Below are 24,649 nucleotides of genomic sequence, written 5' to 3'. Positions count from 1 at the left end.
GGTGAGCACAGGGGGATGGCAGCCGGCGGAGCCGGCGGCGTGGGTGAGCTCAGACGAGCGGCTTGCCGAGGCGATGCCGCCTGCGCATATCCCACAGACACAGGTTCATCGGAAAGAGCCTGGCGGGCTTGGGAAGTATGCGGTGCACGGCGCCGATCGCACGCAGCAATCGGTTCGCGAAGCGCTCCTGGCGGTCACTCCAATCCATGCGCATCTCGGTGCGCAGGTGTGGCGGCAACAGACTGGTCACCAAGAACCGCTGTAGTGGACCGAAAATGCGCAACGGCCAGGCGACCATCTTCAGATCGATGAGATCGTTGAAGTACGCGCGGGTGCGGGCATCGACGGTCTTGGACGCGAGATTGGCATTCCAATACTCCTGGAAGGCCTTTCGGTCGCGGGGCCACATTTCCGGTCGCATCTGCAGGGTTGTGCCGAGCCGAGCGGCGTACTGGTAGAGCACATCCGCGGTGTCCTCATCCATCGGCCCGTGCAGCCGCTCCTCCAGATCGACCAGGCCCCAATACAAACACGCCGCGACCCACAGTTGCAGCTTCGGATCGAAGGCGTTGTATTTGATCGCGGCGCCCGGTTCGGAATGCACCGCGCGATGTGAGCCGTTGACCGCCTCGCGATAGTTCGCACGATCCTGCTCGGTGCCCATCAGTGCCACCGCGAGATAGGTCAGCGTGGTACGTGTCCGCTTCCACGGGTGCACATCGATGCGGCCGGATTCGACCGTGCTCTCCATGACGCCGTAGGCGACCGGACGCAGGCTGAGCTGCATGATGACATTGGCCGTCCCGCCGAGGAAGGCCGCGACACCGCTCCAGAATTCGTCCATCGCGAAGTTGTCGACGGTGCCGTAGCGGCAGGTCGGTCCGGGATCGGGTGGTTCGACGGGTAACGGCAAGGTCATCGTTGGCCTCGTCTTTCGGGGTTGATCAGCGGCGATCGAAAGGTGATGAGAAGAATTGGTACTTACCTTCTCATTACCTCGATAGCGTGTCAAACGGTCCCCTTGTACGGCGTTTACCCAGTCGGATGCGGCGACGAACGCGCATTCGTGGGCGGTGCGGGTTGATGGCATGCGATGCTAGCGGTGTCATCGTGTCATCGGAGCGGAAATAGGGGTGGATATTATGGCGACGCTGACCAGACTGCTGGCCTTGGTGCGCAGCACCGGTCCGGAGGATCGCAACCAGACGCGGGTGCTCGATGCCGCGCTGTTGGCATTCCTGGACTTCGGAATCAAACGGACCAGCATGGTGGAGGTCGCGCGGCGGTGTGGGCTGTCGCTGGCCACACTCTATCGGCGTTTCGCGAGCAAATCCGATCTGATCCAGGCCGTCGGGATGCGGCAGGCACGGCAATTCGTCGAGGAGGTGGATGCGGCGCAGCAGCGTCAGGTCGATCGCGATGCCGGTGCCGAGGATCAGATCGTGGAGCTGTTCGTCGCGTTCCTGAACGGACTGCGCGGCAATAAGCTGCTCCACCGATTGTTGAAGACCGAGCCGGAGATCGTGCTGCCGTACCTCACCGTGAAGGGCGCGCCGGTGCTCGAACTCGGCCGCGACTATCTGGCCGAATTCATTACCCGGCTGCAGGGGGAGGGCAAGTTGCCCGAATACGATCCGGAGCCGGTCGCCGAGATGATCGCGCGGACGGCGCTGTCCTTGGCGCTGACTCCGCAAACGGTCCTTCCGCTCGACGACGACACCGCGATCCGCAAGTTCGCGCGCGAGCATGTGGTCGTCTCGTTCCGGCTGTAGCCAACCCGCCCCGAGTCACACCATCCGTAGGCCGAACCGCCTGCGGATGCGCATATCCCATAGGTAGGCGTTGATCGGAAACAATCTGGCCTGCTTCGGTATTCGGGCGGTGATCGAGCCGGTGGCGTGCAGGATTCTGGCGAGTTTCCGATCGTCGTCCTCGGTCCAAGTCATGCCCATCTGGTCGCGCAGATGTTCGGGCAACAGTCCGGTAACCATGAACCGGTGGAACCGCGCGAATAGCATGCGAGCGGGGCGCGGGAGCATCTTCAGATCGATCAGATCGTTGAAGTAGTCGCGGATCGGGGGATCGATGGTGGTCTTCGCGAGGTTTTCGGTCCAGTACTCGTCGAAGGCGATGCGGTCGGCGGGCCACATTTCCGGATGCATTTGCAGCGTGGTGCCGAGTCGAGCGCTGTAGCGGTAGAAGGCTTCCGCGTCGGCGTCGTTCATCGGGCCGTGCATGCGCTCGTAGAGATCGCGGGCACCCCAATAGAGACAGGCGGCGACCCAGAGTTGCAGTGCTGGATCGAAGGCGTTGTACTTCACCGGACTCGCCGAGGTCGATTTGACCGAGCGATGCGACAGATTCACGGCCTCGCGATAGGCGTCGCGTTCATCATCGGTGCCGAGCATGGCGACCGAGAGATAGGTGAGAGTGGTGCGCAGCCGCTTGATCGGATGCAGCATGACCTTGCCGCTGTCGACCGTGCTCTCCAGTACGCCGTAGCCAACCGGCAGCGTGCTGAGCTGCATGATGACATTCGCCGTTCCGCCGAAGAATGCGGCGACACCGTCGAGGTACCGCTCGATATCGAAGCTGTCCTCGGCGGGCGTGGGCGCGGGTTTGCGAAACGGGCTGGTCATCAGCTACCCCGGTCTCATCGGTGAGAAGGTTTTGCTTAGACGTTCTCACTGTCTCATGGGCGTGTCAACCGTCACGTTGTCCTCGAGGGGGAGCGTGGTGGCGCGCAGTACTGCCGAAGTAGCGTGAGCGCATGTCATTCGGTCCGCCGCTGCTGCTTCGATCACTCAATCCGCTTGCTGTCGCAGGGGGAGCGGATATACCGGATGCCGTCACCATCGACGGGGTGACACTGTCGCGCAGCGATTTGCTCGGTGCGGCAACGTCGGTGGCCGAGCGCATCGCGCGCGCCGACCGCGTGGCGGTACTGGCGCGGCCGACCGTGACGACGGTGCTCGCGGTGGTCGGCTGTCTGATCGCCGGGGTCACGGTGGTGCCGGTGCCACCGGATTCGGGGACCGCCGAGCTGGCGCATATCCTCGCCGACTCCGGTGCGCAGGCGTGGTTGGGTGAGGCGCCGCAAGGGTCGGATCTGCCGGTCGTTCCGGTGCGAGTGCACGCGCGCTCATGGCACAGCTACCCCGAACCGGATGCTGCCACACCGGCATTCGTGCTCTACACCTCCGGGACGACCGGTCTGCCCAAGGGGGTCGTACTCAATCGCGGTGCCATCGCCGCCGGGCTCGACGCACTCGCGGACGCATGGGCCTGGACGTCGAATGACGTTCTGGTGCACGGCCTTCCGCTGTTCCACGTGCACGGGCTGATCCTCGGTGTGCTCGGCCCACTGCGGGTGGGCAGTCCGCTGATCCACACCGGCAAGCCAACGCCGCAGGCATATGCGGATGCGCGGGGCACGCTCTATTTCGGGGTACCGACCGTGTGGTCCCGCATTGTCGAAGATCCCGATGTGGCGAGGCAATTGGCCGATGCGCGGCTGCTCGTATCGGGTAGTGCGCCACTGCCGGTGCCGGTGTTCGAGCGGCTGCGCGAACTCACCGGGCAGGCGCCGATCGAGCGGTACGGTATGAGCGAAACGATGATCACGCTGTCCACGCGCTTCGATGGGGAACGGCGTCCCGGATGGGTCGGCACGCCCGTCGCAGGTGTCCAGACGCGGCTGCGGGACGAGGCCGGTGCGGATGTCCCGCATGACGGCGAGAGCATCGGTGGCCTGCAGGTTCGCGGGCCGATGCTGTTCGACGGCTACCGTAACCGGGCCGAGGAGACCGCCGAATGCTGGACCGAGGACGGTTGGTTCAAGACCGGCGATGTCGCGGCGATCGATGCCGATGGTTTCCATCGCATTGTCGGCCGGGAATCGGTCGATCTCATCAAGTCCGGTGGCTACCGGATCGGTGCGGGCGAAGTCGAGACCGTATTGCTCGGACATCCGGATGTGGCCGAGGTGGCGGTAGTTGGCCTCCCCGATGCTGATCTGGGACAGCGGATCGTCGCGTACGTCGTATTGCGCGGTAGCGCGCCGGATTCCATCGAGAAGACACTCATCGAGCATGTGGCCGAACAGCTTTCGGTGCACAAGCGTCCGCGCGAGGTCCGCGTGGTGGATTCCTTACCGCGCAATGCGATGGGGAAGGTGCAGAAGAAGCTGCTCGGCTGACTTGACCTCCACTTCGGTTCAGGTTCTACGGTCGCCGGTATGAGCGCAGCACTGACACCCGAACAGATCGACTACCTGGCCACCCAGCGCCTGGGCCGACTGGCGACCGTCCGCCCCGACGGCTCACCCCAGAACAGCCCGGTCGGCTTCCGCTACAACGCCGAACTCGGCACCATCGATATCGCGGGCTGGAATATGGGCAAGTCCTGGAAATTCCGCAATATCGCCACCAATAACCGCATCGCCTTCGTCGTCGACGATGTCGCCTCGGTGCAACCCTGGCGCGTCCGCTGCCTCGAAATCCGCGGCACCGCGGAACAATTGACCGACGTAGAGCCCTACATCTCCGGCGTCTCCCGAGAGATGATCCGCATCCACCCGACCCGAGTGATCGCCTTCGGCCTGGAGGCGGGCGTCACCAACGGTTAGGACCGCCTCGTTCGGTGCGACAACTCGTGCGCATGTGGGTGATACGCGTGGTGGTGATCGAGACATCCACAGCACGGGCCCGGCGCGATATCGCCCGTGCCTGGGCGGTTATCGCGGTCGGTGCGGAGCTGGCCATCGTGGTGTTCGCCATGCCCACCGGTGTGTCGGTTGTCGCGATTTTGTGTGGTCGGTCGTGCTGCGTCATTACCGATGGGACTGCGCCGTCGGCGATGATGCACTGGCCGGGCGGTGAGTGTGGTGCTGGCTGTGGGGGTGTTGGGCGATGACGCCTTGTCCGACCGCGCGCCCGAGGGAGGCGGAGGAGCCCAGCTCAGTCGTTGGCGTGCAGGTCGGCGTTGAGTTCGATGCCGGTGCCCTTGCGGTGCACGACCTCTACCGCGCCGGTAGTGGAATTGCGGCGGAACATCAGGTTGTTCTGGCCGCTGAGCTCGGCTGCCTTGACCACGGTGCCATCGGGCGTGCTGACCTTGGTGCCCGCGGTGAGGTAGAGACCGGCCTCGAGGACGCAGTCGTCGCCGAACGGGATGCCGAGACCGGAGTTGGCGCCGAGTAGGGAGCGCTCGCCGATGGAGATGATGGTGGTGCCGCCGCCGGACAGGGTGCCCATGGTGGAGGCGCCGCCGCCGATATCGGAGCCGTCACCGACCACGACGCCCGCGGAGATGCGGCCCTCGACCATGGAGGCGCCGAGGGTGCCCGCATTGAAGTTCACGAAGCCCTCGTGCATGACGGTGGTGCCGGAGGCCAGATGCGCGCCGAGGCGGACCCGGTCGGCGTCACCGATGCGCACACCCGACGGCACGACGTAATCGACCATCCGCGGGAACTTGTCGATGCTGTACACGGTGACCGGGCCGCGCGCACGCAGCTTGGCGCGCGTCGCCTCGAAACCCTCCACCGCGGCCGGACCATGGTTGGTCCACACCACATTGCTGAGCAGCCCGAACTGCCCTTCCAAGCTCACCTCGTGCGGCTTGACCAGCCGATGCGAGAGCAGATGCAGCCGCAGGTACACATCGTGCGCGTCCACGGGCGCGGCCGACAGATCGGCGATCGTGGTCTGCACCGCGATCACATCGACCCCGCGCGCCTCGTCGAATCCGAGCAGCGCCGCGTATTCCGCGGGTGCCTCGTCCAGGTGCTTGGTGCCGGTGTCACCGAACGCGCCCAACTCCGGATTCGGGTACCAGGTATCCAGTACGGTCCCGTCCGCGGTCACATTGGCGATACCGACTGCTGCTGCTCCCTGAATGCTCACGTCATCAGAGGTTACCCACCCGCCGTCGCCCATGGTGAGCCACGTCGACCGATCCTTGCCCGGGCGGTCGTAGGCTGGGGCGCGTGACCATCGACTTGCGCGCCGACCCCATCACGCTGACCGCGGCTCTGGTCGACATCCCGAGTGTGTCGCAGAACGAGGCGGCTATCGCCGACCTGGTCGAGCGGGCGGTGCGTGAGCAGACGACGGGGTTCGAGGTGCTCCGGCATGGCAATGTGGTGCTCGCCCGCACCAACCTCGGTCGGCCGACTCGGGTCATCCTCGCCGGTCACCTGGATACCGTGCCGATCGCCGACAACGTGCCGAGCACCTTTGTGGACGAGGCGGGTCAGCGCCAGCTCTACGGCTGCGGCACCGTCGATATGAAATCCGGTGACGCGGTCTTCCTGCATCTGGCCGCGACCGTCGCCGAACCGGTGCACGATCTGACGTTGATCTTCTACGACTGCGAGGAGATCTCCGCGAAGTACAACGGACTCAATCACATCGAGCGCGACCTCCCGGATTGGCTCGTCGGCGATCTGGCCATTCTCGGCGAACCGTCCGGTGGTGTTATCGAGGCGGGTTGTCAGGGCACCTTGCGCGCCCGGCTCACGACCAAGGGCGTGCGAGCGCATTCGGCGCGATCGTGGAAGGGCGACAATGCGATTCACCGCTTGGCCCCGGTGCTGCAGCGGCTCGCCGACTACAAGGCCCGCGAGGTCGATATCGATGGCTGTGTCTATCGCGAGGGCCTTTCCGCGGTCCGCGTCGGCGGTGGCGTTGCGGGCAATGTGATTCCGGACGAGGCCGAGGTCGACGTGAACTTCCGCTTCGCGCCCGACCGCACCGTCGCCCAGGCCACCGAACATGTGCGCGAGGTATTCGACGGGCTGGAACTCGATTTCGAGCTCACCGACGCCGCCGCGGGCGCGCTGCCCGGCTTGTCCGCCCCCGCCGCCAAGGATTTGATCAGCGTGGTCGGCGCCGACAGCGTGCGCGCCAAATACGGCTGGACCGATGTCGCCCGCTTCGCCGCCCGCGGCATCCCGGCGGTGAACTTCGGTCCCGGCGATCCCAATCTCGCGCATAAGCGCGACGAACATGTCCCGGTCGCCCAGATCACCTCGGTCGCCGAGGTGCTGCGCGGCTACCTCACCGGCACATCCCGGTAGCGTGGGCGCCATGTCCACCGAAGCCGCCGATAGCGAGATCGCAAGCACGCCGAAGTCGACACCCAAGTACCGCGGACCGATCATGTTCCGCCGCGATCGCAAGCCGGGCGGCACCGCCGACCAGAACCTATTGGACCAGCACGGGCCAAGCGATTGGGTGCACACCGATCCGTGGCGGGTGCTGCGCATCCAGGCCGAATTCGTCGAGGGCTTCGGTGCGCTCGCCGAACTGCCGCGCGCGGTCACCGTTTTCGGTTCGGCCCGCACGCCGGCGGGGCATCCGGAGTATCACGCCGCCATGGCCATCGGCGGTGCGCTGGCGCGGGCCGGATTCGCGGTGATCACCGGTGGCGGACCTGGCGTCATGGAGGCCGCGAACCGCGGCACGTCGGAGGCGGGCGGGTATTCGATCGGACTCGGCATCGAGTTGCCGTTCGAGCAGAGCCTCAACGAATGGGTCGATCTCGGCATCAATTTCCGCTACTTCTTCGCGCGCAAGACCATGTTCGTGAAGTACTCGCAGGCATTCATCTGTCTGCCGGGCGGATTCGGCACCCTGGACGAGCTGTTCGAGGCGCTCACCCTGGTGCAGACCCACAAGATCACCCGCTTCCCGATCATCCTGTTCGGCAGCAAGTACTGGGCCGGACTCGTCGACTGGCTGCGCGATTCACTCGGCGGCTCCGGCAAGATCTCCCCCGGCGACCTCGGCCTGCTGCATGTGACCGATAGCGTCGAGGAGGTCGTGCAGATCATCCTGGCCACCGCGGACGGTGCCACCGACACCGATGCTCTCGGAACGGAGGATCAGTGGTGAGCGAGGACGCATACGCGGTCTGCGTGTACTGCTCGGCCAGCACCGCCGATCCGGCGATGCTCACCCTCGCCGCCCGGGTCGGCACCGAGATCGCAAGGCGGGGTTGGCAATTGGTGTCCGGAGGCGGTCACGTCTCGATGATGGGCGCGATCGCCACCGGTGCCCGCGCGGGCGGTGCGCACACCGTCGGGGTGATCCCGAAACACTTGGTGCACAAGGAAGTAGCCGATGTCGATGCCGACGAGCTGATCGTCACCGACACCATGCGCCAGCGCAAACAGGTCATGGAGGACCGCGCCGACGCCTTCCTCACCTTGCCTGGTGGCATCGGCACGCTGGAGGAGTTCTTCGAAACCTGGACCGGCGGTTATCTGGGCCAACACGATAAGCCCGTGGTCGTGCTCGATTCCCATGGGTTCTATCGAGGTCTGTTCGACTGGCTGGACCAACTCTACGATCGGAAGTTCGTGTCCCAGTCGGCCATGGCCCGGATCACCGTGGTCGACGATCTATCCGCTGCCTTCGCGGCGCTGAAACCAGTGCAGGCGGCCGAGGTGACCCGGGAACCCGGCTCCATTCTCGACGAGGAGAACTGACACAGTGAGCACCGCGGCCCGCCCGAAGGTCAGCCTATTCGATATCGCGAAGCGGTTGCCGCCCATGGCATTGGACGCACCGTCCATGCTGCGCGGCGCGCTGGGCATGCTGGTGGGGCCGGATGACAAGTCCTCGGTCGGTCTGTACTTCCAACGCAACGCGCACCGGCATCCGGACCGGCCGTTCCTGAAGTACGAGGGCGAAACCTTCAGCTACCACGCGGCCAACGCCCAGGTGAACCGTTACGCGCGGGCGCTGGCCGACCGTGGCGTGCAGCGCGGTGACGTGGTCGGCGTGCTGATGACCAATCGCCCGGAAACGCTGTTCGTGGTGCTGGCCACCGTGAAACTCGGTGCGACGGTCGGCCTGCTGAACCACCACCAGCGCGACCAGGTGCTTGCGCACAGCTTCGGACTGCTCGACAGCGTGCTCAACGTAGTCGGCGAAGAGTGCCAGGCGGCACTCGACTCACTCGCCGAACCACTTGCCAACGTGCTCTTTTCGCAAGAGCTGCACAAGGCGGCCGAAGACGCCGACCCGGCCGATCCGTCGAGTTGCGCGCAGATCACCGCCAAGGAACGCGCCTTCCTGATCTTCACCTCCGGTACCACCGGCCTGCCCAAGGCCAGCGTGATGACCCATCTGCGCTGGACCAAGAGCATGTCGGGACTCGGTGGCCTCGGAATTCGTCTGCACGGCGACGACTCGCTGTACTGCTGCCTGCCGCTCTATCACAACAACGCACTGACCGTCGCGTTGTCATCGGTGCTGGCCGCGGGCGGCACCTTCGTACTCGGCAGGCAGTTCTCCGCCTCCCGGTTCTGGGACGAGATCATCCGGGAGCAGGCGACCGCATTCATCTACATCGGTGAACTCTGCCGCTACCTGGTCAATCAGCCCGCCAAGCCGACCGATCGGCAGCATCGGGTGCGGCTCGCGGTCGGCAATGGTCTGCGGCCGGAATTGTGGGACGAGTTCAAGAGCCGTTTCGGCATCGGCCGGATCGTGGAGTTCTACGGCGCCAGCGAGGTGAATATCGCCTTCGTGAATGCCTTCGGTGTGGATCGCACCGCGGGCTTCGGACCGCTGCCCTATGCCATCGTGGAATACGACGATGCGACCGGAAAGGCCAAACGCGACAAGGACGGTCGGTTGCGCCGGGTGCCGCGCGGCGGGGTCGGTCTGCTGCTGGCGAAGGTCACCGATCGTTCGCCCGCCGACGGCTACACCGATAAGGCCGCCTCGGAGGCGAAGCTGGTTCGCGACGGCTTCGCCGACGGCGATGTCTGGTTCGACACCGGCGATCTGGTCCGCGATCAGGGCTGGCATCACATCGCGTTCGTCGATCGGCTCGGCGATACGTTCCGTTGGAAGGGCGAGAATGTCGCGACCACCGAGGTCGAGGGCGTGCTCGCCGAATCCGACGCGATCTCGCAGGCAGTCGTATTCGGTGTGGATATCCCTGGCACCGACGGCAAGGCGGGGATGGCGGCGGTGACGCTGCACCCGGATGCCGAATTCGATGGCCGCGCGCTCGCCGAACTGGCCTACTCCCGGTTGCCCGGCTATGCGGTCCCGCTGTTCATCCGGGTCGTCGCCGAACTCGAACAGACCTCGACGTTCAAGAGCCGCAAGGTCGAACTCCGCAAGCACGGCTACGAATCCGACGCCGAGGGCCAGCTGTATGTGCTCGCCGGTCGCACCGACGGCTACGTCCCGGCCTACGACGAATACGCCGCCGACGTCGCCGCGGCCCGCGCGCCCAAGAATTGACAACACGACACGCCTGGGGCCGGGCGCCGCACTTACTTATATGGCCTGAGTAACCCTGGGAGGCGGGGGAGATACAGTCGGGTGCATGTTCAGCCCCACCGCAGCGCCGCTTCCCACCCTGTGCGGCAAGCCGGTGGCGACGGATCGGGCGTTGGTGATGGCCATCGTCAACCGCACGCCCGATTCCTTCTACGACCGGGGCGCGACCTTCACCGATGCGGCAGCCATGGACGCGGTCGCGCGGGCCGTCGACGAGGGCACTGATCTGGTCGATATCGGCGGGGTCAAGGCCGGGCCGGGGACCGTGGTCGATGCGGCGGAAGAGGCTCGCCGGGTGGTCCCGTTCGTGGCGGCGATTCGGGAGAAGTACCCGGAGCTACTGATCAGCATCGATACTTGGCGCGCCGAGGTGGCCGAGGCGGCCGTCACGGCGGGTGCGGACCTGATCAACGATACGTGGGCGGGCGCCGATCGGGATTTGGTGCACGTGGCCGCCGATCGCGGCGTCGGCATCGTGTGCAGCCATACCGGTGGGGCTGTTCCGCGCACCCGTCCGCATCGGGTGCGCTACGCCGATGTGGTGGCCGAAGTAACCCGAACCGTGCAGCGGGCCGCTGAAGACGCACTCGCCGCCGGGGTTCGCAAGGATTCGATTCTGATCGATCCGACCCATGATTTCGGCAAGAACACTTACCACGGGCTCGAGTTGTTGCGAGGAATAGACGTTCTTGTAAATACCGGATGGCCAGTCTTGATGGCGCTCAGCAACAAGGATTTCATCGGGGAGACTTTAGGTGTCGGTCTATCCGAACGGTTGGAGGGCACATTGGCAGCAACGGCATGGTCGGCGGCCGCCGGCGCCCGAGTCTTCCGAGTGCACGAGGTCGCCGAAACTCGGCGCGTCGTGGACATGATCGCCGCGATACAGGGCATCCGGCCCCCCGCACGAACCCTGCGAGGTCTGGTATGAATTTCCACCACCACGACAGCCCGCTCTGGGCGACGACGAATACCTGGGACACCCCGGACTGGACGGTCGAGGAACTGATCGCCGCCAAGCGCGGACGCACCGTTTCGGTGGTGCTGCCCGCGCTGAACGAAGAGAACACCGTCGCCGATGTGGTAGCCAGCATTCGACCGCTGCTCGGCAACCTGGTCGACGAGCTGATCGTGCTCGATTCCGGATCGACCGATGCCACCGCCGAACGCGCGCTGGCCGCGGGTGCCGAGGTGATCAGTCGCGAACAGGCCGTCCCCGAACTCGATCCGATGCCGGGCAAGGGTGAGGTGCTGTGGCGATCGCTGGCGGTAACCAGCGGCGATGTCATTGCCTTCGTCGATTCCGATCTCATCGACCCGGATCCGGCATTCGTGCCGAAGCTGCTCGGCCCGCTGCTGCTGGTCGACGATATGCATCTGGTGAAGGCCTACTATCGCAGGCCGCTGCGGCAGGCCGGTGCCGTCGACGCCCACGGTGGCGGTCGCGTCACCGAACTCGTGGCCCGTCCGCTGCTCGCCGCATTGCGTCCGGGACTGTCGCAGGTGCTGCAGCCGCTCGGCGGCGAATACGCGGGCACCCGCGAACTGCTCACCTCGGTACCGTTCGCCCCCGGCTACGGCGTGGAGATCGGCTTGCTCCTCGATACCTACGACCGCCTCGGCCTATCCGCGATCGGCCAGGTGAATCTCGGCGTGCGCACCCACCGCAACCGCCCACTCGCCGACCTGGGCGTAATGAGCCGCCAAATCCTCGGCACCGTCCTCGGCCGCAGCGGTGTCCAGGACTCCGGCGCCGCCCTGACCCAGTTCCCGCTGATCGGCGATGCTTTCACCGCGCACAGCACGGAGGTCTCCCTCGCCGATCGTCCGCCGATGAATACACTGCGCCCGGCCTGGGCCGCAGCCTGAGACAACTACGACGAACCCCGGCCGAGCTCGGGTTCACGCGGTCGTCGCAACACTCTCGATGTGAGAGGTTGCGACGATCGTGTCGTTTCAGGGGGCTTTGGCGGGGCTCGCGCATGACGACTCGAGCCGTGGGCGGATCTACTCTTCGGCCGCGGTCCGCAGGTCGGCCAGCCAGGCTTCCAGACCGGCGCCGAGAAGGTGGGTGGAGGTCGGCACGTCCGCTTCGACCTGTGCTCCGTTCCAGTTCTCCTCGGTGCGCACGAGGACGCCGCCGTCCGTCGGGGTGAAGGTCCAGACATGGATGCCGCCGTCGATGCCAAGCCCGTCGCCGATCGCCGGGCCGCTCCAGCGGATGCACCGTTCGGGTTGCAACTGCTGGACGGTCGAGGTGATGGTCAGGGTGGTCGCGGGAGTGGTGGCGGTGGCGGGGGCGGGAGTGGTCCATCGGAATTGCGAACCAGCCTGCAGTGGCCCCTGGTCGAGGCGCTGCATGCTGGTGACCGGTTTCTGCCAGGACGGCCAGCGTTCCACATCGGTCTGCAGGTTCCAGATGGTGTGCAGTGGCGCGTTGATCAGGGTCTCGGTCCGGTAGTGGATCGGCGCGGCGCGGTCGATGCCCGCCCCGTCGCAGGCCAGCGGGGCCGTGTCCGCAGTGGGGCCGTCAGCGATGGCTGGTGTCGCGGTGGTTCCCAGGATCGTGGCCAGCGCGATTCCGATCAGAGCGGCCCGCCCGCAGCGGCGGGTGACGGACTCGGCTTGTGACTTCGATGTGCTGGACGCGTGAGTGTTGGTCATTGTTCTGCTCCTGGTTGACGGCCGACCCGGATGCCGGTTAGCGCCTCTTGCTTTAGTTAGACCTTATAATCACGACAAGTGATAGGCAAGAGCAAAAGTGATAGCCTCTAACAGTGATGGCGGACGGCGCCGTGGAAGGAGTCGTTGATGACGGAAACCGGTGCGAAGAGCCCGCGGGAGCGTTATCGAGTGCAGATGCGTGCGGAGATCAAGCAGTGCGCCTGGGAGCAGATCGCTACGGCGGGTGCGTCCGCGCTGTCGCTCAACGCGATCGCCAAACAGGTGGGTGTGAGTGGCCCGGCCCTTTACCGGTACTTCGCCAGCCGCGACGAATTGCTCACCGAACTCATCCGCGACGCCTACCGGAGCCTTGCCGACACCTTGCGCGCGGCTCAGGACTCCGGTGCCGACGTGGCCCGGCTTGCGTATGCGCTACGCGAATGGGCCTTGGTCGACCCCCAGCGATACTTCCTCATCTACGGCACACCCGTCCCCGGCTACCACGCCCCCGACGACACCACCGATATCTCGAACGAAATCATGACGATGCTGATCGAGGCATTTTCTGCACTGTCCCCAGACAAGCCGACGACACCGTTCGACGCCCACCTCGAACACCATCGCCGATGGGCCGCCGACCACTCGGTACCGGTCATAACCCTGCACTGCGCGATCGCCTTCTGGACCCGACTCCACGGCGTCCTCTCCCTGGAACTCGCCGGGCACTTCACCGGAATGGAGTTCGACCCCGCCCTCCTGTTCGCCGACGAGCTGAACACCCTTCGGTAGCCCACTCGGCGAACCTTGTCCGCAGGCTGCCGAGCTGCGGCCTATCCGAACAGCTCCCTGCGGCCGCCGATTCCTTTCCGAGTTGGCCGAGGTCTACATGTCGACGGCGCGGCACCGACCGCGACGAGGCAAGCCGAGAAAGAGAGTTGATTGCTGTGCGTATTCCCAGCACTATGCGCGCCCTGCAGCAGACCTCGCTGATGGGTCCGCAGGATATGCGTTTGATCATCGACGCGCCGATACCGGTGCCCGGCCCGGGCGAGATCCTGATCCGGGTCGATGCCGCTGGCGTCAACTTCGCCGATATCTCGAGGGCCTATGGTACCTTCCTCGGCGGCCCGCAGCCACCGTATCTGGCGGGTTTCGAGGCGGCGGGAGAGGTCGTGGCGGTGGGCGAGGCGGTGACCGGCCCGCAGCTGGGTGCCCGCGTTATCGGCGTCGGCGACGGGGCTTTCGCCGAGTACATGCTCCTGCCCGCGGCCGCGGCGGTGCCGGTACCGGTGGACTGGAGCGCCGAGCAGGCGCTGGGCCTGGTCGTGAACTGGCCCACCGCACTGGCCGCACTGCGGCCGCTGGGCCGCATCGCCACGGGAGAGACCGTGCTGATCCACGCCGCGGCGGGCGCGACCGGCCAAGCCGCGGTGACCATGGCCAAGCACTACGGCGCGACGGTCATCGCCACGGCCGCGCCGGGCAAGCACGAGACTGTACGGGCACTCGGTGCCGACCACGTTCTGGACTCCCGCGCCGACGATCTCGCCGCTGAGGTACTGAAGCTGACCGACGGCCTCGGTGCCGACCTGGTGCTCGAGTCCGCCGGCGGCGCCACCTTCGACGCCAGCCTGGCCGCGGCCAAGCGGGTCATCGGCCGGATCGTCGTATACGGCGTGGCAGGCGGTGAAGCCGCGATCACCAACTGGGAGCTCGTGTACAAACACCAGGTCACCATCATCGGCCTCAACATCGGCGTGCTGAGCCAGGCTGCACCGCAGATCTTCGGCGAGCTCATGGGTGAGCTGTCCGCACTCATCGCCACCGGCGTGCTCGCCCCCGCTCGCCCCACCGCCTACGACTTGTCCGACGGCCCGAAGGTCCTCGCGCAACTCGAAGCCCGCGCTACTACCGGCAAACTGGCACTGCTGCCCTGACAGCCGCTGAGCTGGGCTTCGATTCCTCCGCAATAGCGTCCCGGTCGTAATGGGTGACGGTCCCGAGCGGCGGGAGCGATCGGGACAAGGAGCAGCGCATGGCGAGCGGGCAATCCACCGCAATGGTTGAGCGGTATCGGAAGCGGTCGATGGCTCCGGCGGCGGGCCACGAGCGGACGCCGCGAGGCAACCGCCTGTCGGTGGCTGACTTGGATGCCATCGCGAGTCCGCTCGCCTGGCGGCGACCTAAACTCGCGGCATGACGGCGGACGCGCTGGAGGCGGCGAACAAGGACCGGTTCGCCGCCGAAACCGAGCGGTTCCGCCGGGAGTTGCTGGCGCATTGCTACCGCATGGTCGGCTCGGCCCACGACGCGGAGGACCTGGTTCAGGAAACCTATCTTCGAGCGTGGCGGTCTTATGCCGGATTCGAGGGCCGCGCCTCGATTCGTGCATGGCTCTACAAGATCGCCACCAATGTTTGTCTGACGGCGTTGCGGCCGCGCCGGATCCGGGTGCTGCCCTCGGGCCTGGCAGGTCCTTACGATGGACCCGATCACCCGCCGAGTCGCGTTGCGCCGGAAGATGTTTCGTGGCTGGAGCCGATGCCGGACGGGTGGCTCGCCCCGCCCGCCGATGATCCGGCCGCGGCGGTGATCGCGCGCGAGTCGCTACGGCTGGCGCTAATCGCCAGCCTGCAGCACTTACCCGCTCGCCAGCGCGCGATCCTCATCCTGCGTGAGGTAATGGCATTCTCCGCGGCCGAAACCGCGGAGATCCTCGGCACCACTACCGCGGCGGTCAAGAGCGGCCTGCAGCGCGCCCGCGCCCGGCTGGACGAACTGGAGCCGGAGCCCGAGGAACTACTCGAACCAACCGACCAGCGGGCACGTGCGCTACTCGACGGCTACATCGCAGCCTTCGAACGCTCCGATGCCGGTCTGCTGGAACAAGTGCTGCGCACCGACGCCACGCTGGAGGCGACGCCATTCCGTGACTGGTACGCGGGCCGGATGAATTGCATCCATGTGCTCGACGCGTACGTGCTCGGCGCGCCGGGTAGCTGGCGGATGCTGGCCACCACGGCCAATGGCCAGCCCGCCGCCGTCATCTACTACCGCGACGCCGACGGTGCGTTCCGGGCAAACGGCATCGTGGTGCTGGCCGCGACTCCCACCGGAGTCTCCCGCGTCATCGCGCTCCACGATCCGGCGCTGGTCGCGATGTTCGGCTTCCCCGACGTGCTCGCACACTGAACTCGAACCGAATGGCATTGAGTTCCAACACCTTCCGATCTCCATGAGATTGTCCGCGACTTAACGATGCGCTCGAACGCTTGAGAAAACATACGGTCGACCGTATTCTCTTGTGAATGGCGCAACACACCTTGACCGAGTCGAACGACCCGTTCTGCCTCGACCACGCGGATGCCGTGGCATTGCTGACCGGAGCCCCGTGGGGCAGGTATGCCGTTATCGGCGACAGCCTTTCGGCGGGAACCGGCGATCAAACCCCGGGCTACCAGGATCGGGGCTGGTCAGACCGGGTTGCTGAGCTCTTACGTGCGGTCCGTCCGGATCTGGAGTACCTCAATGTCTCCGAGATCGGGGCAACAACCGCACAGACGCTCGAGAACCAGGCAGCCCGCATGCTCGAGTTCTCTCCGGACCTGCTCCACCTGCCATGCGGGGCCAACGACATCGTGCGGCGCAGGCCGGATTTCGGTGAGATCGAGCGAACGCTTCGGCAGATGTACGAGCTGGCGAAGGGGACCGGCGCTTTGCTGACCACGTTCACCCTCGGCAGGGCGTATGTCGTCCCGGTCTTCCCCGACTGGTCGGAGCGCGTTGCGGCGGTCAACGAGATCGTGCGCAAGCTCGCTGCCGAATACGACGCCCTCATGGTGGACATGTGGGATCACCCCATCAACGACCGCGACAACCTGCTCAGCGCGGATCGGATCCACTTCTCGACCTCGGGCCAGGCCGTGATGGCGGCCGAGGTGGTCAAAAAGCTGGCTGATTCCCTAGTGAAAGAGGCTTCTTCTCGTGGCAAGTAGTCAGCGGTCAGCTATCCAGCCGGTAGTGGAAGCCGACGCGATTCCATGGATGACGATATCGATTGTCTTGACCGCCCTATTCATTGCTGTCCTCGACTCATTCATCGTCGTGGTCGCCGACCCTTCTATCGTGGCGGACTTGCATGCCTCTCCCGGCGATATCCAGTGGGTTCTGGCGGGCTATCAGCTGAGTTACGCGGTCTTCATCATTACCGCTACGCGCCTGGCCGACCTGTACGGCCGCAAGCGGATTTTCCTTCTCGGGGTAGGTCTGTTCACGCTGTCGTCAGTCGCGTGCGCGCTGTCACCGAACGCGGGCAGCCTTATCGCCGCACGTGTCATCCAGGGCCTCGGAGCTGCCCTGATGGTTCCCCAGGTGTTCGCGTACGTCACGGTGCTGGTGCCCGAGGCGCGGCGGCACGGCGTATACGGCGTGCTCGGCATCGTCATCGGTATGGCCACCATCGGGGGCCAGGTCATCGGCGGACTGCTGATCGGCGCTAATCTGTTCGACTCCGGCTGGCGACTGGTGTTCTGGGTGAATGTGCCGATCGGAATCGTCATGCTCGCGCTCGCCGTGCGACACGTGCAGCAGACAGGCTCAGCCGCCACCCGCAAGCTGGACATGCCCGGCGTCCTGGTGCTCAGCGCGGCACTGTTCCTCCTGGTGCTCCCGCTGATCCAGGGACAGGGGGCAGGCTGGCCATGGTGGGTCTGGGCTTGCTTCGCGGGCAGCGCGGTCGCGTTCGGCTTATTCGTCGCGATCGAGCGGGACCTGGAACGGCGGGACGGAGATCCGTTGGTACCGCTGACGCTGTTCAGACAGCGCTCGTTCTCGCTCGGGATCATTCTCGTCCTGGCCCTGTACGCGCTGATCTACTCGTATTACCTGGCCTTGTCGGTAACGATGCAGCAAGGCCTCGATATGTCGGCGCTCGGCGCGGGGCTGGTCTACACGCCCGCAGCCATCGCATTTTTCGTATTCAGCATGGTAGCGAGCCGGACCATCCCGAAATATGGACGACGGGTCCTGGAAATCGGGGCGATCATATTGGCGAGCGGTTACCTGGCGACCGGGCTCCTGCTGATGTCCGGCCCGCGAATCACTCCATTGCTGGTGATCCCCACCCTCGTTCTGCAGAGCATCGGTGGCGGGCTGGTCATCACCCCGGCGCTCAACACGGTGCTGAGCCGCGTCGAGCCGGAGTCGGCCGGTGTCGCGTCCGGGGCGTTGTCCACTGCTCAGCAGTGTGGGGGAGCAGTAGGCGTAGCCATTATCGGCGCGGTCTACTTCAGCTCATTCCATCCCGCGGCAGTCGGCAGGGTCGCCGCCGCGGGCCACGCCTTCGCGGTCGCGTCCTTCGGGACATTCGTCATCGCTGTCATAGCGGGCATTGTCGTCTTCCTGCTGCCGAAGCGCCCAGCGGACCAGACCTGATCAGGTCCCCGCGCCGCTATACCGAGAGATATTGCGAGCGGTCCTGTCCCGAAACAGGGCCGCTCGCTGTCGATCGAGGCCAGTGCCTTCGGCGGGCGATGCCAGCGGTAGTTGTCACCGATTGCAGGTTGCCGCTGTCGCGAGTCGGCATGGGTCCGCTGACAGCTCATCGGTGACGCGAACCTCTATGCCGAATGGCGTGCATCAGCACGAACAAGTCGAAACGATATGAGAATCGGTCTAGACAGCCAGTGGTGGTACTGCCGGAGCGGGCTGGTCAGGTGGGTCATAGCTCCGCCATGCCTCGGCCAAGCGGTGTACGGCCTCGCGTAGGCTGCCGGGTTTGGCGACGAAGCTGATTCGGATGTAGTCGATGCTGCCGCCGGAGGCGTCGAGGCCGGCGCCGGGCAGGATCGCGACACCGTGCCGCAGGGCGCGCTGAGCGAACGAAGTGCCGTCCCCGTGGGGCAGCCGAATCCACAGTGTCTGACCGCCGGACACCGTGGGGACCTCCCATTCCGGTAGGCGCTCGGTCAGCTCGGCCACCAGAAGATCGTGACTTTCCTTGCGCTCCTGCGTAATTCGCTCACGCAGCGGATCCAGATTGCGAAGTAGCCAGGCAGCGGCCAACTGAGCTGGAATATTGCCGCCGAGATCGTGCACGGCGCGCAGCCGGGCCAACCGGGCGATCACCGGGATCGGTGCACGCACCCAGCCGACGCGCAGTCCACCCCAGACGATCTTGCTGAGCGAACCGATGGATATCACGGACTCGTCCAGGGCTGCCAACGGTGGTGGTGGCGGATCGGTCCCCGGGAATCCGAGTTCGGTCAGCACCTCATCATCGATCAGCGGCACCCCGGCGGTTCGCGCCGACTCGACCAGTGTCCGCCGGGCAAGCGCGGGAAGCACCGCGCCCGTGGGGTTCTGGTATGTCGCCACGATGTAGGCGAGCGTCGCCGGGGTCACCGCGCCCAGGCCCACCGGACCTGTCCGCGGCATCGCAGCGACCTCCCGAAATGCCTCCAGCGCACCGGGATAGGTCGGCGCCTCGACTAGTACTCGGTCGCCGGGCCGCAGCAGCGCGCGGGCGAGCAGAGACAGCGCCTGTTGTCCCCCACCGGTGACGAGAATCTGCTCCGGATCGGTCGGCACGCCACGTGCCGAGTATCGATCGGCAATCGTCGTGCGCAGCAGCGGATGTCCGGTCGGACGATACCCGATGTCGCCGTCGGCGGCGGCGAGTTCGGGCAGGATGTGCCGATACGCCTGAGCCACCTCGGGCGGCGGTGTCGCTGGGGCGGCACAGGCGAGCGCGATGACATCGGCGTCCGGTTCGAGCAGCTGCAGAAAGGCCGGAGAATGCGTGGTCTCCCGGGCCGGGAGCGCTCCCGGCCCCGCGACCCGGGTGCCGCTACCCTGGCGGCGCACCACCCGCCCCTCCACACTGAGCAGGTCGTAGGCCGCCACGACCGTACTGCGCCCCACCGCAAGTGCTTTCGCAAGCCTGCGGTCGGGCGGCAACAGCAGGCCCGACCGCAGCTCACCATCATCGATCAACGTCCGCAATCGCCCGGCCAACAGCAGATATAGCGGCCCTCGGTCGGCGGACCAGCGACCGAGCCGGTCGGCAAGTTCGATTGGCTCCATACGCAAACCATTCTGCCCCGATTGGCTCTAGGGGCACGACCCCGCCGCCGCGAGGATGAAGTCATGAGCAAGATCTCCATCACCGATGTCGTCGATGACCTGACCGGACCATGGCAGCCGCGGGACCTGGCCATTGCCAACGACGCCGTGGTACGCATCGCCCGCTTCCACGGCGCATTCCCCTGGCACCACCACGACGAGGACGAACTGTTCCTGTGCTGGAGCGGCACCTTCCGCATCGAACTACACGACCACGAGCCGGTGACGCTCATTCCCGGCGAAATCTTCGTCGTTCCGCGCGGAGTCGAACATCGGCCGGTGGCCGAGGAACCGGCTCACGGGATCATGATCGAACGACCCGAAACCAAACAGTACGGCAACTGAAAACCCGCTGGCATGAACCTGGCGATCAGACAGTTGGTGATGGCCGCTTCGAGCTGCATGCCGATAAAGATCCGCCAATTCGGCTGGCGCGTGGCCGGCGAGCGGCCGCTTTGCGGATCCCATACGGTTTTCATGTCAGCGGGCGCACGCCCGCGACGTCGTACTCGGCGACCGAGGCGGCGCGGATCGCAGCACTCTGCGCATCGCTAGGGCCCCCGCCACGGAAATCCTCAACGGCCGCCCGCGACTCCCATCGTTCGAAGATGACGATGCGACTCGCATCGACCAGGTCGGCAGAGATCGAGAAGTCGAGGCAACCGGGCGCGCGGCGAGCCTGTTCGACTATGCCCACACAGTCGAACAGGTAGGAATTCCGCTGTTCCGGGTCGACCACGAGATGCCCTGCGACTATGACCATTTGCTGCCCCTGTCTGAGTTCGAAATCGGTCGGTCGAAGGTATGACGACCAGTCGCGCCGGAACTCATCGGTGGACCGAATCGCCGGTCAAGGTGATCCGGCCGGGATCGGTGCCGGTTTCCAGCAGCCAGCGGTAGCCGCGCAGGGCATCCTCGACCGCAGCCGGGTAGGGGTGCTCGGGTGCGAGGCGGTAGTCCAGCACGAGGGTGGTGGTGTTGGCGGCAACTGTCAGCGCACCCGCGAGCGCGCGGTAGCCGAAGGCAGATCCGGCGATGTAGCCGCCACCGTGCAGATAGAGCACGGTCCCGGCATCGGGGCGAGCGGGTGTCAGCAGCAGACTCGATACCCCGCCGGCGGTGATCGGCCGGATCGAGATCTCCGGCGGTGCCGGGAACTGCGCGTGTAGATCCTCGTATGCCGTACGCATCGCGTGCAATTCGGCGTCGGCCGCACCTAAGAGCTCCCAATAGCGGGTGATGTGAGCCAGCAGTTCTCCACCGACCGCTCGCGTCGCCACCACCGCCTCGTCGACCCCCTCGATGATGCGGCGGGCTCGGTCTAGCAGCGCCTCGCCCGCCAGCGTGAGTTCCACCTGATGGGTGGTGCGGCGCAGTAGGTCACAGCCGATGAGTCGTTCCAGCGCGCGAATCTGCCTACTCGAGGCCGGCTGCGAAACGTAGAGCCGGGCGGCGGCCCGGCCGAAGTTGAGCTCCTCGGCCACCGTGACGAACGCCCGGAGGTGGCGCAGTTCGATCGCGTCCGGCGTGGTCGGCAGGCTGGTCGGCGCAACGGACACACTCTCATCCGACTGGGAACTCATCTCAGCAGTAGTGCCGATTCACCGCCCCCGCGGTCATGCCGTACTCGCAAGACTGCCATGCGCATTCGGACCTTCCCTGCCGTACTCCCGGGGTGCCAACGTTGGCCTATGCCTTCCGCATCAGCACCGTGCCGGGTCGCCGAGTTGCACCTGCGCACCACCGTCGACGACCGGAGCGCCAGGGTCTATTGGCCCGGTCCCACCGGCCCGCCGCCGCGGCCGCTACTGCTGCAATTCGAGATCGGCGGCCCGGAACCAGCAGACGATTTCGACGCATTGTGCCGAAGACTCTGCCGCAGCCACGATTTCGTCGTGCTGTCGGTGCGCTACGCGCGTTCCGGACAGGATCCGGCGATCGTCTCCGATGCGATGCACACCCTGGAGTGGGCCGCCGACCACGCATCCGCACTCGACGCCGACCCGGCCCGGTTGCTCGTCGAAGGCCGCGGCTCGGGCAGCGCTCTCGCCGAATCGGTCCGCCGCCGTACTCAGCAGTTCGGCTGGCCACCCCTACTACCTCCACTGCCCTTTCCCTGACTTCAGGAGATTCACAACATGATTCATCGCAGCATTCTGGTCTCCGGCGCGAGCATCGCCGGGCTGACATTCGCCCACTGGCTGGGCCGGTACGGATTCCAGGTGACCGTCGTGGAACGAGCGCCCGCTCCTCGTCCCGGCGGCCAGGCCGTCGATCTGCGCGGCGTGGCCAAGGAGGTGGCCGAGCGGATGGGTGTACTGCCTGCCATCGAACGAGCGCGCGTGCACGAGCGCGGACTGGCCTATGTCGATGCCGACGGTAAATGGAAGGCGAGCATGCCTGCGGAACTGTTCGACGGTGCGGGCGCGGTCGCCGAGATCGAGATCCTGCGCGGCGATCTCACCGATATCCTGTACGCGTCCAGTCGCAACGGCGTCGAGTACCTGTTCGGTGATTCCATCACCGAACTGCGGGAAACACCCGACGGCGTCGTGGTCGACTTCCAGCGCCACGCATCACGCGCCTTCGACCTGGTCGTGGGTGCTGACGGCCTGCACTCGAACGTGCGCAAGCTGGCTTTCGGACCTGAGTCCGAATTCGTCCACCACCTGGGTGCGTACCTCGCGTACTTCACCGTGCAGGTCGAGGGGCTGCAGCTCGAAGACTGGTTTGTCATGCACAACGCCCCCGGCGGCCTACTCGCCGCGATCCGGCCCGAGGGGCCCAACAGCGCCAAGGCCATGTTCGGCTTCACCGCGACCGATCTGGTCTACGACCGCCACGACCGGGTGGGCCAGCAGCGGATTCTGCGCGAGCGGTTCGCTGAAATGGGTTGGCACACACCGCAATTGCTGAGCTCGATGGGTCAGGCGCCGGATTTCTTCTTCGACAGCATCAGCCAGACCCGCATCGATCGATGGTCACGCGGACGCGTCGCGCTGATCGGGGACGCTGGGTATTGCGGCTCACCGCTGTCCGGCAACGGCACGGCAATGGCGATGGTCGGAGCGTATGTCCTGGCCGGGGAGCTGGCTCGAAGCCGCGACGACTATTCAACCGCGTTCACCCGCTATCAGGAAGTACTGCGCCCCTACGTCACCGAATGCCAAAAGCTGCCGCCCGGCGGTGTCAACGGCTTCCTGCCCGCCAGTCGCGCTGCCATCGCCATGCGTAACCTGTCGGTCCGGGCGATGACCTCCGCACCGTTGCGCGCAATGATCGCCAAGTCGCTTCAGAAGGCCGACGCCATCAGCTTGACGGACTACCGCGAATTCGAATCGGTCGCCGCCGGACACCATTGAACAGTCGAATGCGTTCTCGGGCGCTGAGCAAGCCGGGTGCGGCCCCCGGCTACGCGTAGATCGCCGGTCAATGGTGTATCGGGCCCTCGGTTTGTGCCAATGGCCGGGCTGACGCACCACCGCGCTCGGCGAGAATGTGAGCGGCGATGGATATCGCGGTCTCGTCGGGCGTGTGGGCGTTGAGGTCAAGGCCGAGTGGGCTTTTCAGGCGTCTGAGCTGATCGTCGGTGATACCGGCGGCACGCAGGCGTTCGATGCGTTCGGCATGCGTGCGCCGCGAACCCAGTGCGCCAACGAAACCGATTTCATCGATAGCCAAGGCCGCCACCAGCATCGGCACATCGAATTTGGTGTCGTGCGTGAGCACGCAGACCACGGTGCGCGCGTCGATACGCCCGGCGGCGTGCTCAGCGCTCAGATAGCGGTGCGGCCAGTCGACGACAACCTCGTGGGCGGAGGGGAATCGGGCAGGGGTAGCGAAGGTTTCGCGGGCGTCGACGACGGTGACGCGGTAGCCGAGCTGGCGACCGGTGCGGGCGAGGGCGCGCACGAAGTCATTGGCGCCCGCCAGGATCATGCGTGCCGGGGCGGCGAAGGTCTGGACGAAGACGCGCGGGCGCGGGGCCTGCACCGTTTCGCATTCGTCCGAGCCGACCAGACCGCTGCGTCCGGCAGCGAGCAGCGCCCGCGCGTCGCGGTCGACGCCGCGCCAGGGCTCGGAGCCGCCGGGACGCAAGAGTTTCCAGTCGGGCGCGGCATCCAGGGTGGTCGCCAGCGAAACCGGCTCACCAGCCGCGATCGCCGTGCGCAATGCCGAAAGCACCAGCAGCCTCGTCTGATCGACCCGCTCGACGAAGACTTCGATCTCACCCCCGCAGGTCAGCCCCACCGCGAAACCGTCGGCCTCGGCATACCCGAACCGATCCGACACCGCATGTCCACTGACCAACACTTCCCGCGCCGACTGGACCACCGTGGCCTCGACACACCCGCCCGATAACGAGCCGTGCACCTCGCCGTCCGCGGTAACCACCATCGCCGCGCCCAATTCGCGTGGCCCCGGCCCAGTCGCATCCACGATGCGGGCCAACGCCACCGGCTCTCGATCGGCCAGCTGCACCAACTGCTCGAGCATCGTGCGCACGGCCACCGATCCTTTCCCGGGCGGACCCTTTCGTCGTCGCTGGCATCAAG

The 24,649-nt window shown here is 65.9% G+C and carries 25 protein-coding genes; 17 read left to right on the top strand and 8 right to left on the bottom strand.

What is annotated here, in order from left to right; translation table 11 throughout:
- Positions 1-49: 49 nt before the first annotated feature.
- Complete coding sequence (locus ACQP2U_RS35450) at positions 50-919, bottom strand: oxygenase MpaB family protein (protein WP_433711502.1); 870 nt, start codon at positions 917-919, stop codon at positions 50-52.
- A gap of 223 nt (positions 920-1,142) precedes the next feature.
- On the opposite strand from ACQP2U_RS35450, the gene ACQP2U_RS35445 reads away from it, so the two are divergent.
- Positions 1,143-1,772 carry a TetR/AcrR family transcriptional regulator gene (locus ACQP2U_RS35445; protein ID WP_433716687.1) on the top strand — a complete coding sequence of 210 codons (630 nt, stop codon included), beginning with the start codon at positions 1,143-1,145 and terminating at the stop codon, positions 1,770-1,772.
- A 15-nt stretch (positions 1,773-1,787) separates the two neighbouring features.
- Here ACQP2U_RS35445 and ACQP2U_RS35440 read toward each other — a convergent pair whose 3' ends face one another.
- Positions 1,788-2,639, bottom strand: a complete 852-nt coding sequence (locus tag ACQP2U_RS35440) for an oxygenase MpaB family protein (protein ID WP_397035892.1) — start codon at positions 2,637-2,639, stop codon at positions 1,788-1,790.
- Positions 2,640-2,770: 131 nt separating this feature from the next.
- Between ACQP2U_RS35440 and ACQP2U_RS35435 the strand changes: the two genes are divergently transcribed.
- Both ACQP2U_RS35435 and ACQP2U_RS35430 read left to right on the top strand, forming a co-directional pair.
- Positions 2,771-4,198, top strand: coding sequence for an acyl-CoA synthetase (locus ACQP2U_RS35435; RefSeq protein ID WP_433711501.1), 1,428 nt, complete (start codon positions 2,771-2,773; stop codon positions 4,196-4,198).
- 39 nt (positions 4,199-4,237) lie between these two features.
- The gene (locus ACQP2U_RS35430) at positions 4,238-4,627 is read left to right on the top strand and encodes a PPOX class F420-dependent oxidoreductase (RefSeq protein WP_397035894.1); all 390 of its coding nucleotides are present in this window, start codon (positions 4,238-4,240) and stop codon (positions 4,625-4,627) included.
- A gap of 331 nt (positions 4,628-4,958) precedes the next feature.
- Here ACQP2U_RS35430 and dapD read toward each other — a convergent pair whose 3' ends face one another.
- Complete coding sequence (dapD, locus tag ACQP2U_RS35425) at positions 4,959-5,906, bottom strand: 2,3,4,5-tetrahydropyridine-2,6-dicarboxylate N-succinyltransferase (protein ID WP_433711499.1); 948 nt, start codon at positions 5,904-5,906, stop codon at positions 4,959-4,961.
- Between the two features lie 83 nt (positions 5,907-5,989).
- Here dapD and dapE point away from each other — a divergent pair, with 83 nt between their 5' ends.
- The 6 genes from dapE (at position 5,990) to ACQP2U_RS35395 (ending at position 12,176) form a co-directional block, all read left to right on the top strand.
- Positions 5,990-7,081, top strand: coding sequence for a succinyl-diaminopimelate desuccinylase (gene dapE / locus ACQP2U_RS35420; RefSeq protein ID WP_433711498.1), 1,092 nt, complete (start codon positions 5,990-5,992; stop codon positions 7,079-7,081).
- Between the two features lie 10 nt (positions 7,082-7,091).
- On the top strand, positions 7,092-7,898 hold the full coding sequence (locus tag ACQP2U_RS35415; RefSeq protein WP_433711497.1) for a TIGR00730 family Rossman fold protein: 807 nt from the start codon (positions 7,092-7,094) through the stop codon (positions 7,896-7,898).
- Positions 7,899-7,954: 56 nt separating this feature from the next.
- Complete coding sequence (locus tag ACQP2U_RS35410; RefSeq protein WP_433716686.1) at positions 7,955-8,494, top strand: TIGR00730 family Rossman fold protein; 540 nt, start codon at positions 7,955-7,957, stop codon at positions 8,492-8,494.
- A 4-nt stretch (positions 8,495-8,498) separates the two neighbouring features.
- Positions 8,499-10,268: a long-chain-acyl-CoA synthetase gene (locus ACQP2U_RS35405; RefSeq protein WP_433711496.1), complete on the top strand. Its 1,770-nt coding sequence runs from the start codon at positions 8,499-8,501 to the stop codon at positions 10,266-10,268.
- An 85-nt stretch (positions 10,269-10,353) separates the two neighbouring features.
- Positions 10,354-11,238, top strand: coding sequence for a dihydropteroate synthase (folP, locus tag ACQP2U_RS35400; RefSeq protein WP_433711495.1), 885 nt, complete (start codon positions 10,354-10,356; stop codon positions 11,236-11,238).
- The gene (locus tag ACQP2U_RS35395) at positions 11,235-12,176 is read left to right on the top strand and encodes a glucosyl-3-phosphoglycerate synthase (protein ID WP_433711494.1); all 942 of its coding nucleotides are present in this window, start codon (positions 11,235-11,237) and stop codon (positions 12,174-12,176) included. Before folP ends, ACQP2U_RS35395 begins: the two co-directional genes overlap by 4 nt.
- Positions 12,177-12,314: 138 nt before the next feature.
- Here the strand turns inward: ACQP2U_RS35395 and ACQP2U_RS35390 are convergent, their stop codons facing one another.
- Positions 12,315-12,971 (bottom strand): SRPBCC family protein, encoded by a 657-nt coding sequence (locus tag ACQP2U_RS35390; RefSeq protein WP_433711492.1) that lies wholly within the window; start codon positions 12,969-12,971, stop codon positions 12,315-12,317.
- A gap of 147 nt (positions 12,972-13,118) precedes the next feature.
- Between ACQP2U_RS35390 and ACQP2U_RS35385 the strand changes: the two genes are divergently transcribed.
- The 5 genes from ACQP2U_RS35385 to ACQP2U_RS35365 all read left to right on the top strand — a co-directional run bounded on the left by ACQP2U_RS35385 (position 13,119) and on the right by ACQP2U_RS35365 (position 18,404).
- Positions 13,119-13,760, top strand: coding sequence for a TetR/AcrR family transcriptional regulator (locus ACQP2U_RS35385; RefSeq protein ID WP_433711491.1), 642 nt, complete (start codon positions 13,119-13,121; stop codon positions 13,758-13,760).
- Between the two features lie 155 nt (positions 13,761-13,915).
- Positions 13,916-14,908 carry a zinc-binding dehydrogenase gene (locus ACQP2U_RS35380; RefSeq protein ID WP_433711490.1) on the top strand — a complete coding sequence of 331 codons (993 nt, stop codon included), beginning with the start codon at positions 13,916-13,918 and terminating at the stop codon, positions 14,906-14,908.
- Between the two features lie 259 nt (positions 14,909-15,167).
- Positions 15,168-16,163: an RNA polymerase subunit sigma-70 gene (locus tag ACQP2U_RS35375; protein ID WP_433711488.1), complete on the top strand. Its 996-nt coding sequence runs from the start codon at positions 15,168-15,170 to the stop codon at positions 16,161-16,163.
- A gap of 116 nt (positions 16,164-16,279) precedes the next feature.
- Positions 16,280-16,966: an SGNH/GDSL hydrolase family protein gene (locus ACQP2U_RS35370; protein WP_433711487.1), complete on the top strand. Its 687-nt coding sequence runs from the start codon at positions 16,280-16,282 to the stop codon at positions 16,964-16,966.
- A 49-nt stretch (positions 16,967-17,015) separates the two neighbouring features.
- A complete protein-coding gene (locus tag ACQP2U_RS35365; protein ID WP_433711486.1) occupies positions 17,016-18,404 on the top strand; it encodes an MFS transporter in 1,389 nt (462 codons plus the stop codon).
- 240 nt (positions 18,405-18,644) lie between these two features.
- Here the strand turns inward: ACQP2U_RS35365 and ACQP2U_RS35360 are convergent, their stop codons facing one another.
- Positions 18,645-20,054, bottom strand: coding sequence for a PLP-dependent aminotransferase family protein (locus ACQP2U_RS35360; protein ID WP_433711485.1), 1,410 nt, complete (start codon positions 20,052-20,054; stop codon positions 18,645-18,647).
- Positions 20,055-20,117: 63 nt separating this feature from the next.
- Here ACQP2U_RS35360 and ACQP2U_RS35355 point away from each other — a divergent pair, with 63 nt between their 5' ends.
- Positions 20,118-20,438 (top strand): cupin domain-containing protein, encoded by a 321-nt coding sequence (locus ACQP2U_RS35355; protein WP_433711484.1) that lies wholly within the window; start codon positions 20,118-20,120, stop codon positions 20,436-20,438.
- 130 nt (positions 20,439-20,568) lie between these two features.
- Here the strand turns inward: ACQP2U_RS35355 and ACQP2U_RS35350 are convergent, their stop codons facing one another.
- Complete coding sequence (locus ACQP2U_RS35350) at positions 20,569-20,856, bottom strand: putative quinol monooxygenase (RefSeq protein ID WP_433711483.1); 288 nt, start codon at positions 20,854-20,856, stop codon at positions 20,569-20,571.
- A gap of 64 nt (positions 20,857-20,920) precedes the next feature.
- On the bottom strand, positions 20,921-21,676 hold the full coding sequence (locus ACQP2U_RS35345; protein WP_433711482.1) for an alpha/beta hydrolase fold domain-containing protein: 756 nt from the start codon (positions 21,674-21,676) through the stop codon (positions 20,921-20,923).
- A gap of 108 nt (positions 21,677-21,784) precedes the next feature.
- Here ACQP2U_RS35345 and ACQP2U_RS35340 point away from each other — a divergent pair, with 108 nt between their 5' ends.
- Both ACQP2U_RS35340 and ACQP2U_RS35335 read left to right on the top strand, forming a co-directional pair.
- The gene (locus ACQP2U_RS35340; RefSeq protein ID WP_433711481.1) at positions 21,785-22,213 is read left to right on the top strand and encodes an alpha/beta hydrolase; all 429 of its coding nucleotides are present in this window, start codon (positions 21,785-21,787) and stop codon (positions 22,211-22,213) included.
- A gap of 18 nt (positions 22,214-22,231) precedes the next feature.
- Positions 22,232-23,455 (top strand): FAD-dependent monooxygenase, encoded by a 1,224-nt coding sequence (locus ACQP2U_RS35335; RefSeq protein WP_433711480.1) that lies wholly within the window; start codon positions 22,232-22,234, stop codon positions 23,453-23,455.
- Between the two features lie 67 nt (positions 23,456-23,522).
- On the opposite strand, the gene ACQP2U_RS35330 is transcribed toward ACQP2U_RS35335, so the two are convergent.
- Complete coding sequence (locus tag ACQP2U_RS35330; protein ID WP_433711479.1) at positions 23,523-24,599, bottom strand: XdhC family protein; 1,077 nt, start codon at positions 24,597-24,599, stop codon at positions 23,523-23,525.
- Positions 24,600-24,649: the final 50 nt, after the last annotated feature.

Source organism: Nocardia sp. CA-084685 (genome assembly GCF_050955785.1).
GTDB lineage: Bacteria > Actinomycetota > Actinomycetes > Mycobacteriales > Mycobacteriaceae > Nocardia.
Note: the sequence above shows the minus strand (reverse complement) of the source record. Positions and strands in the feature narration are given on the sequence as shown.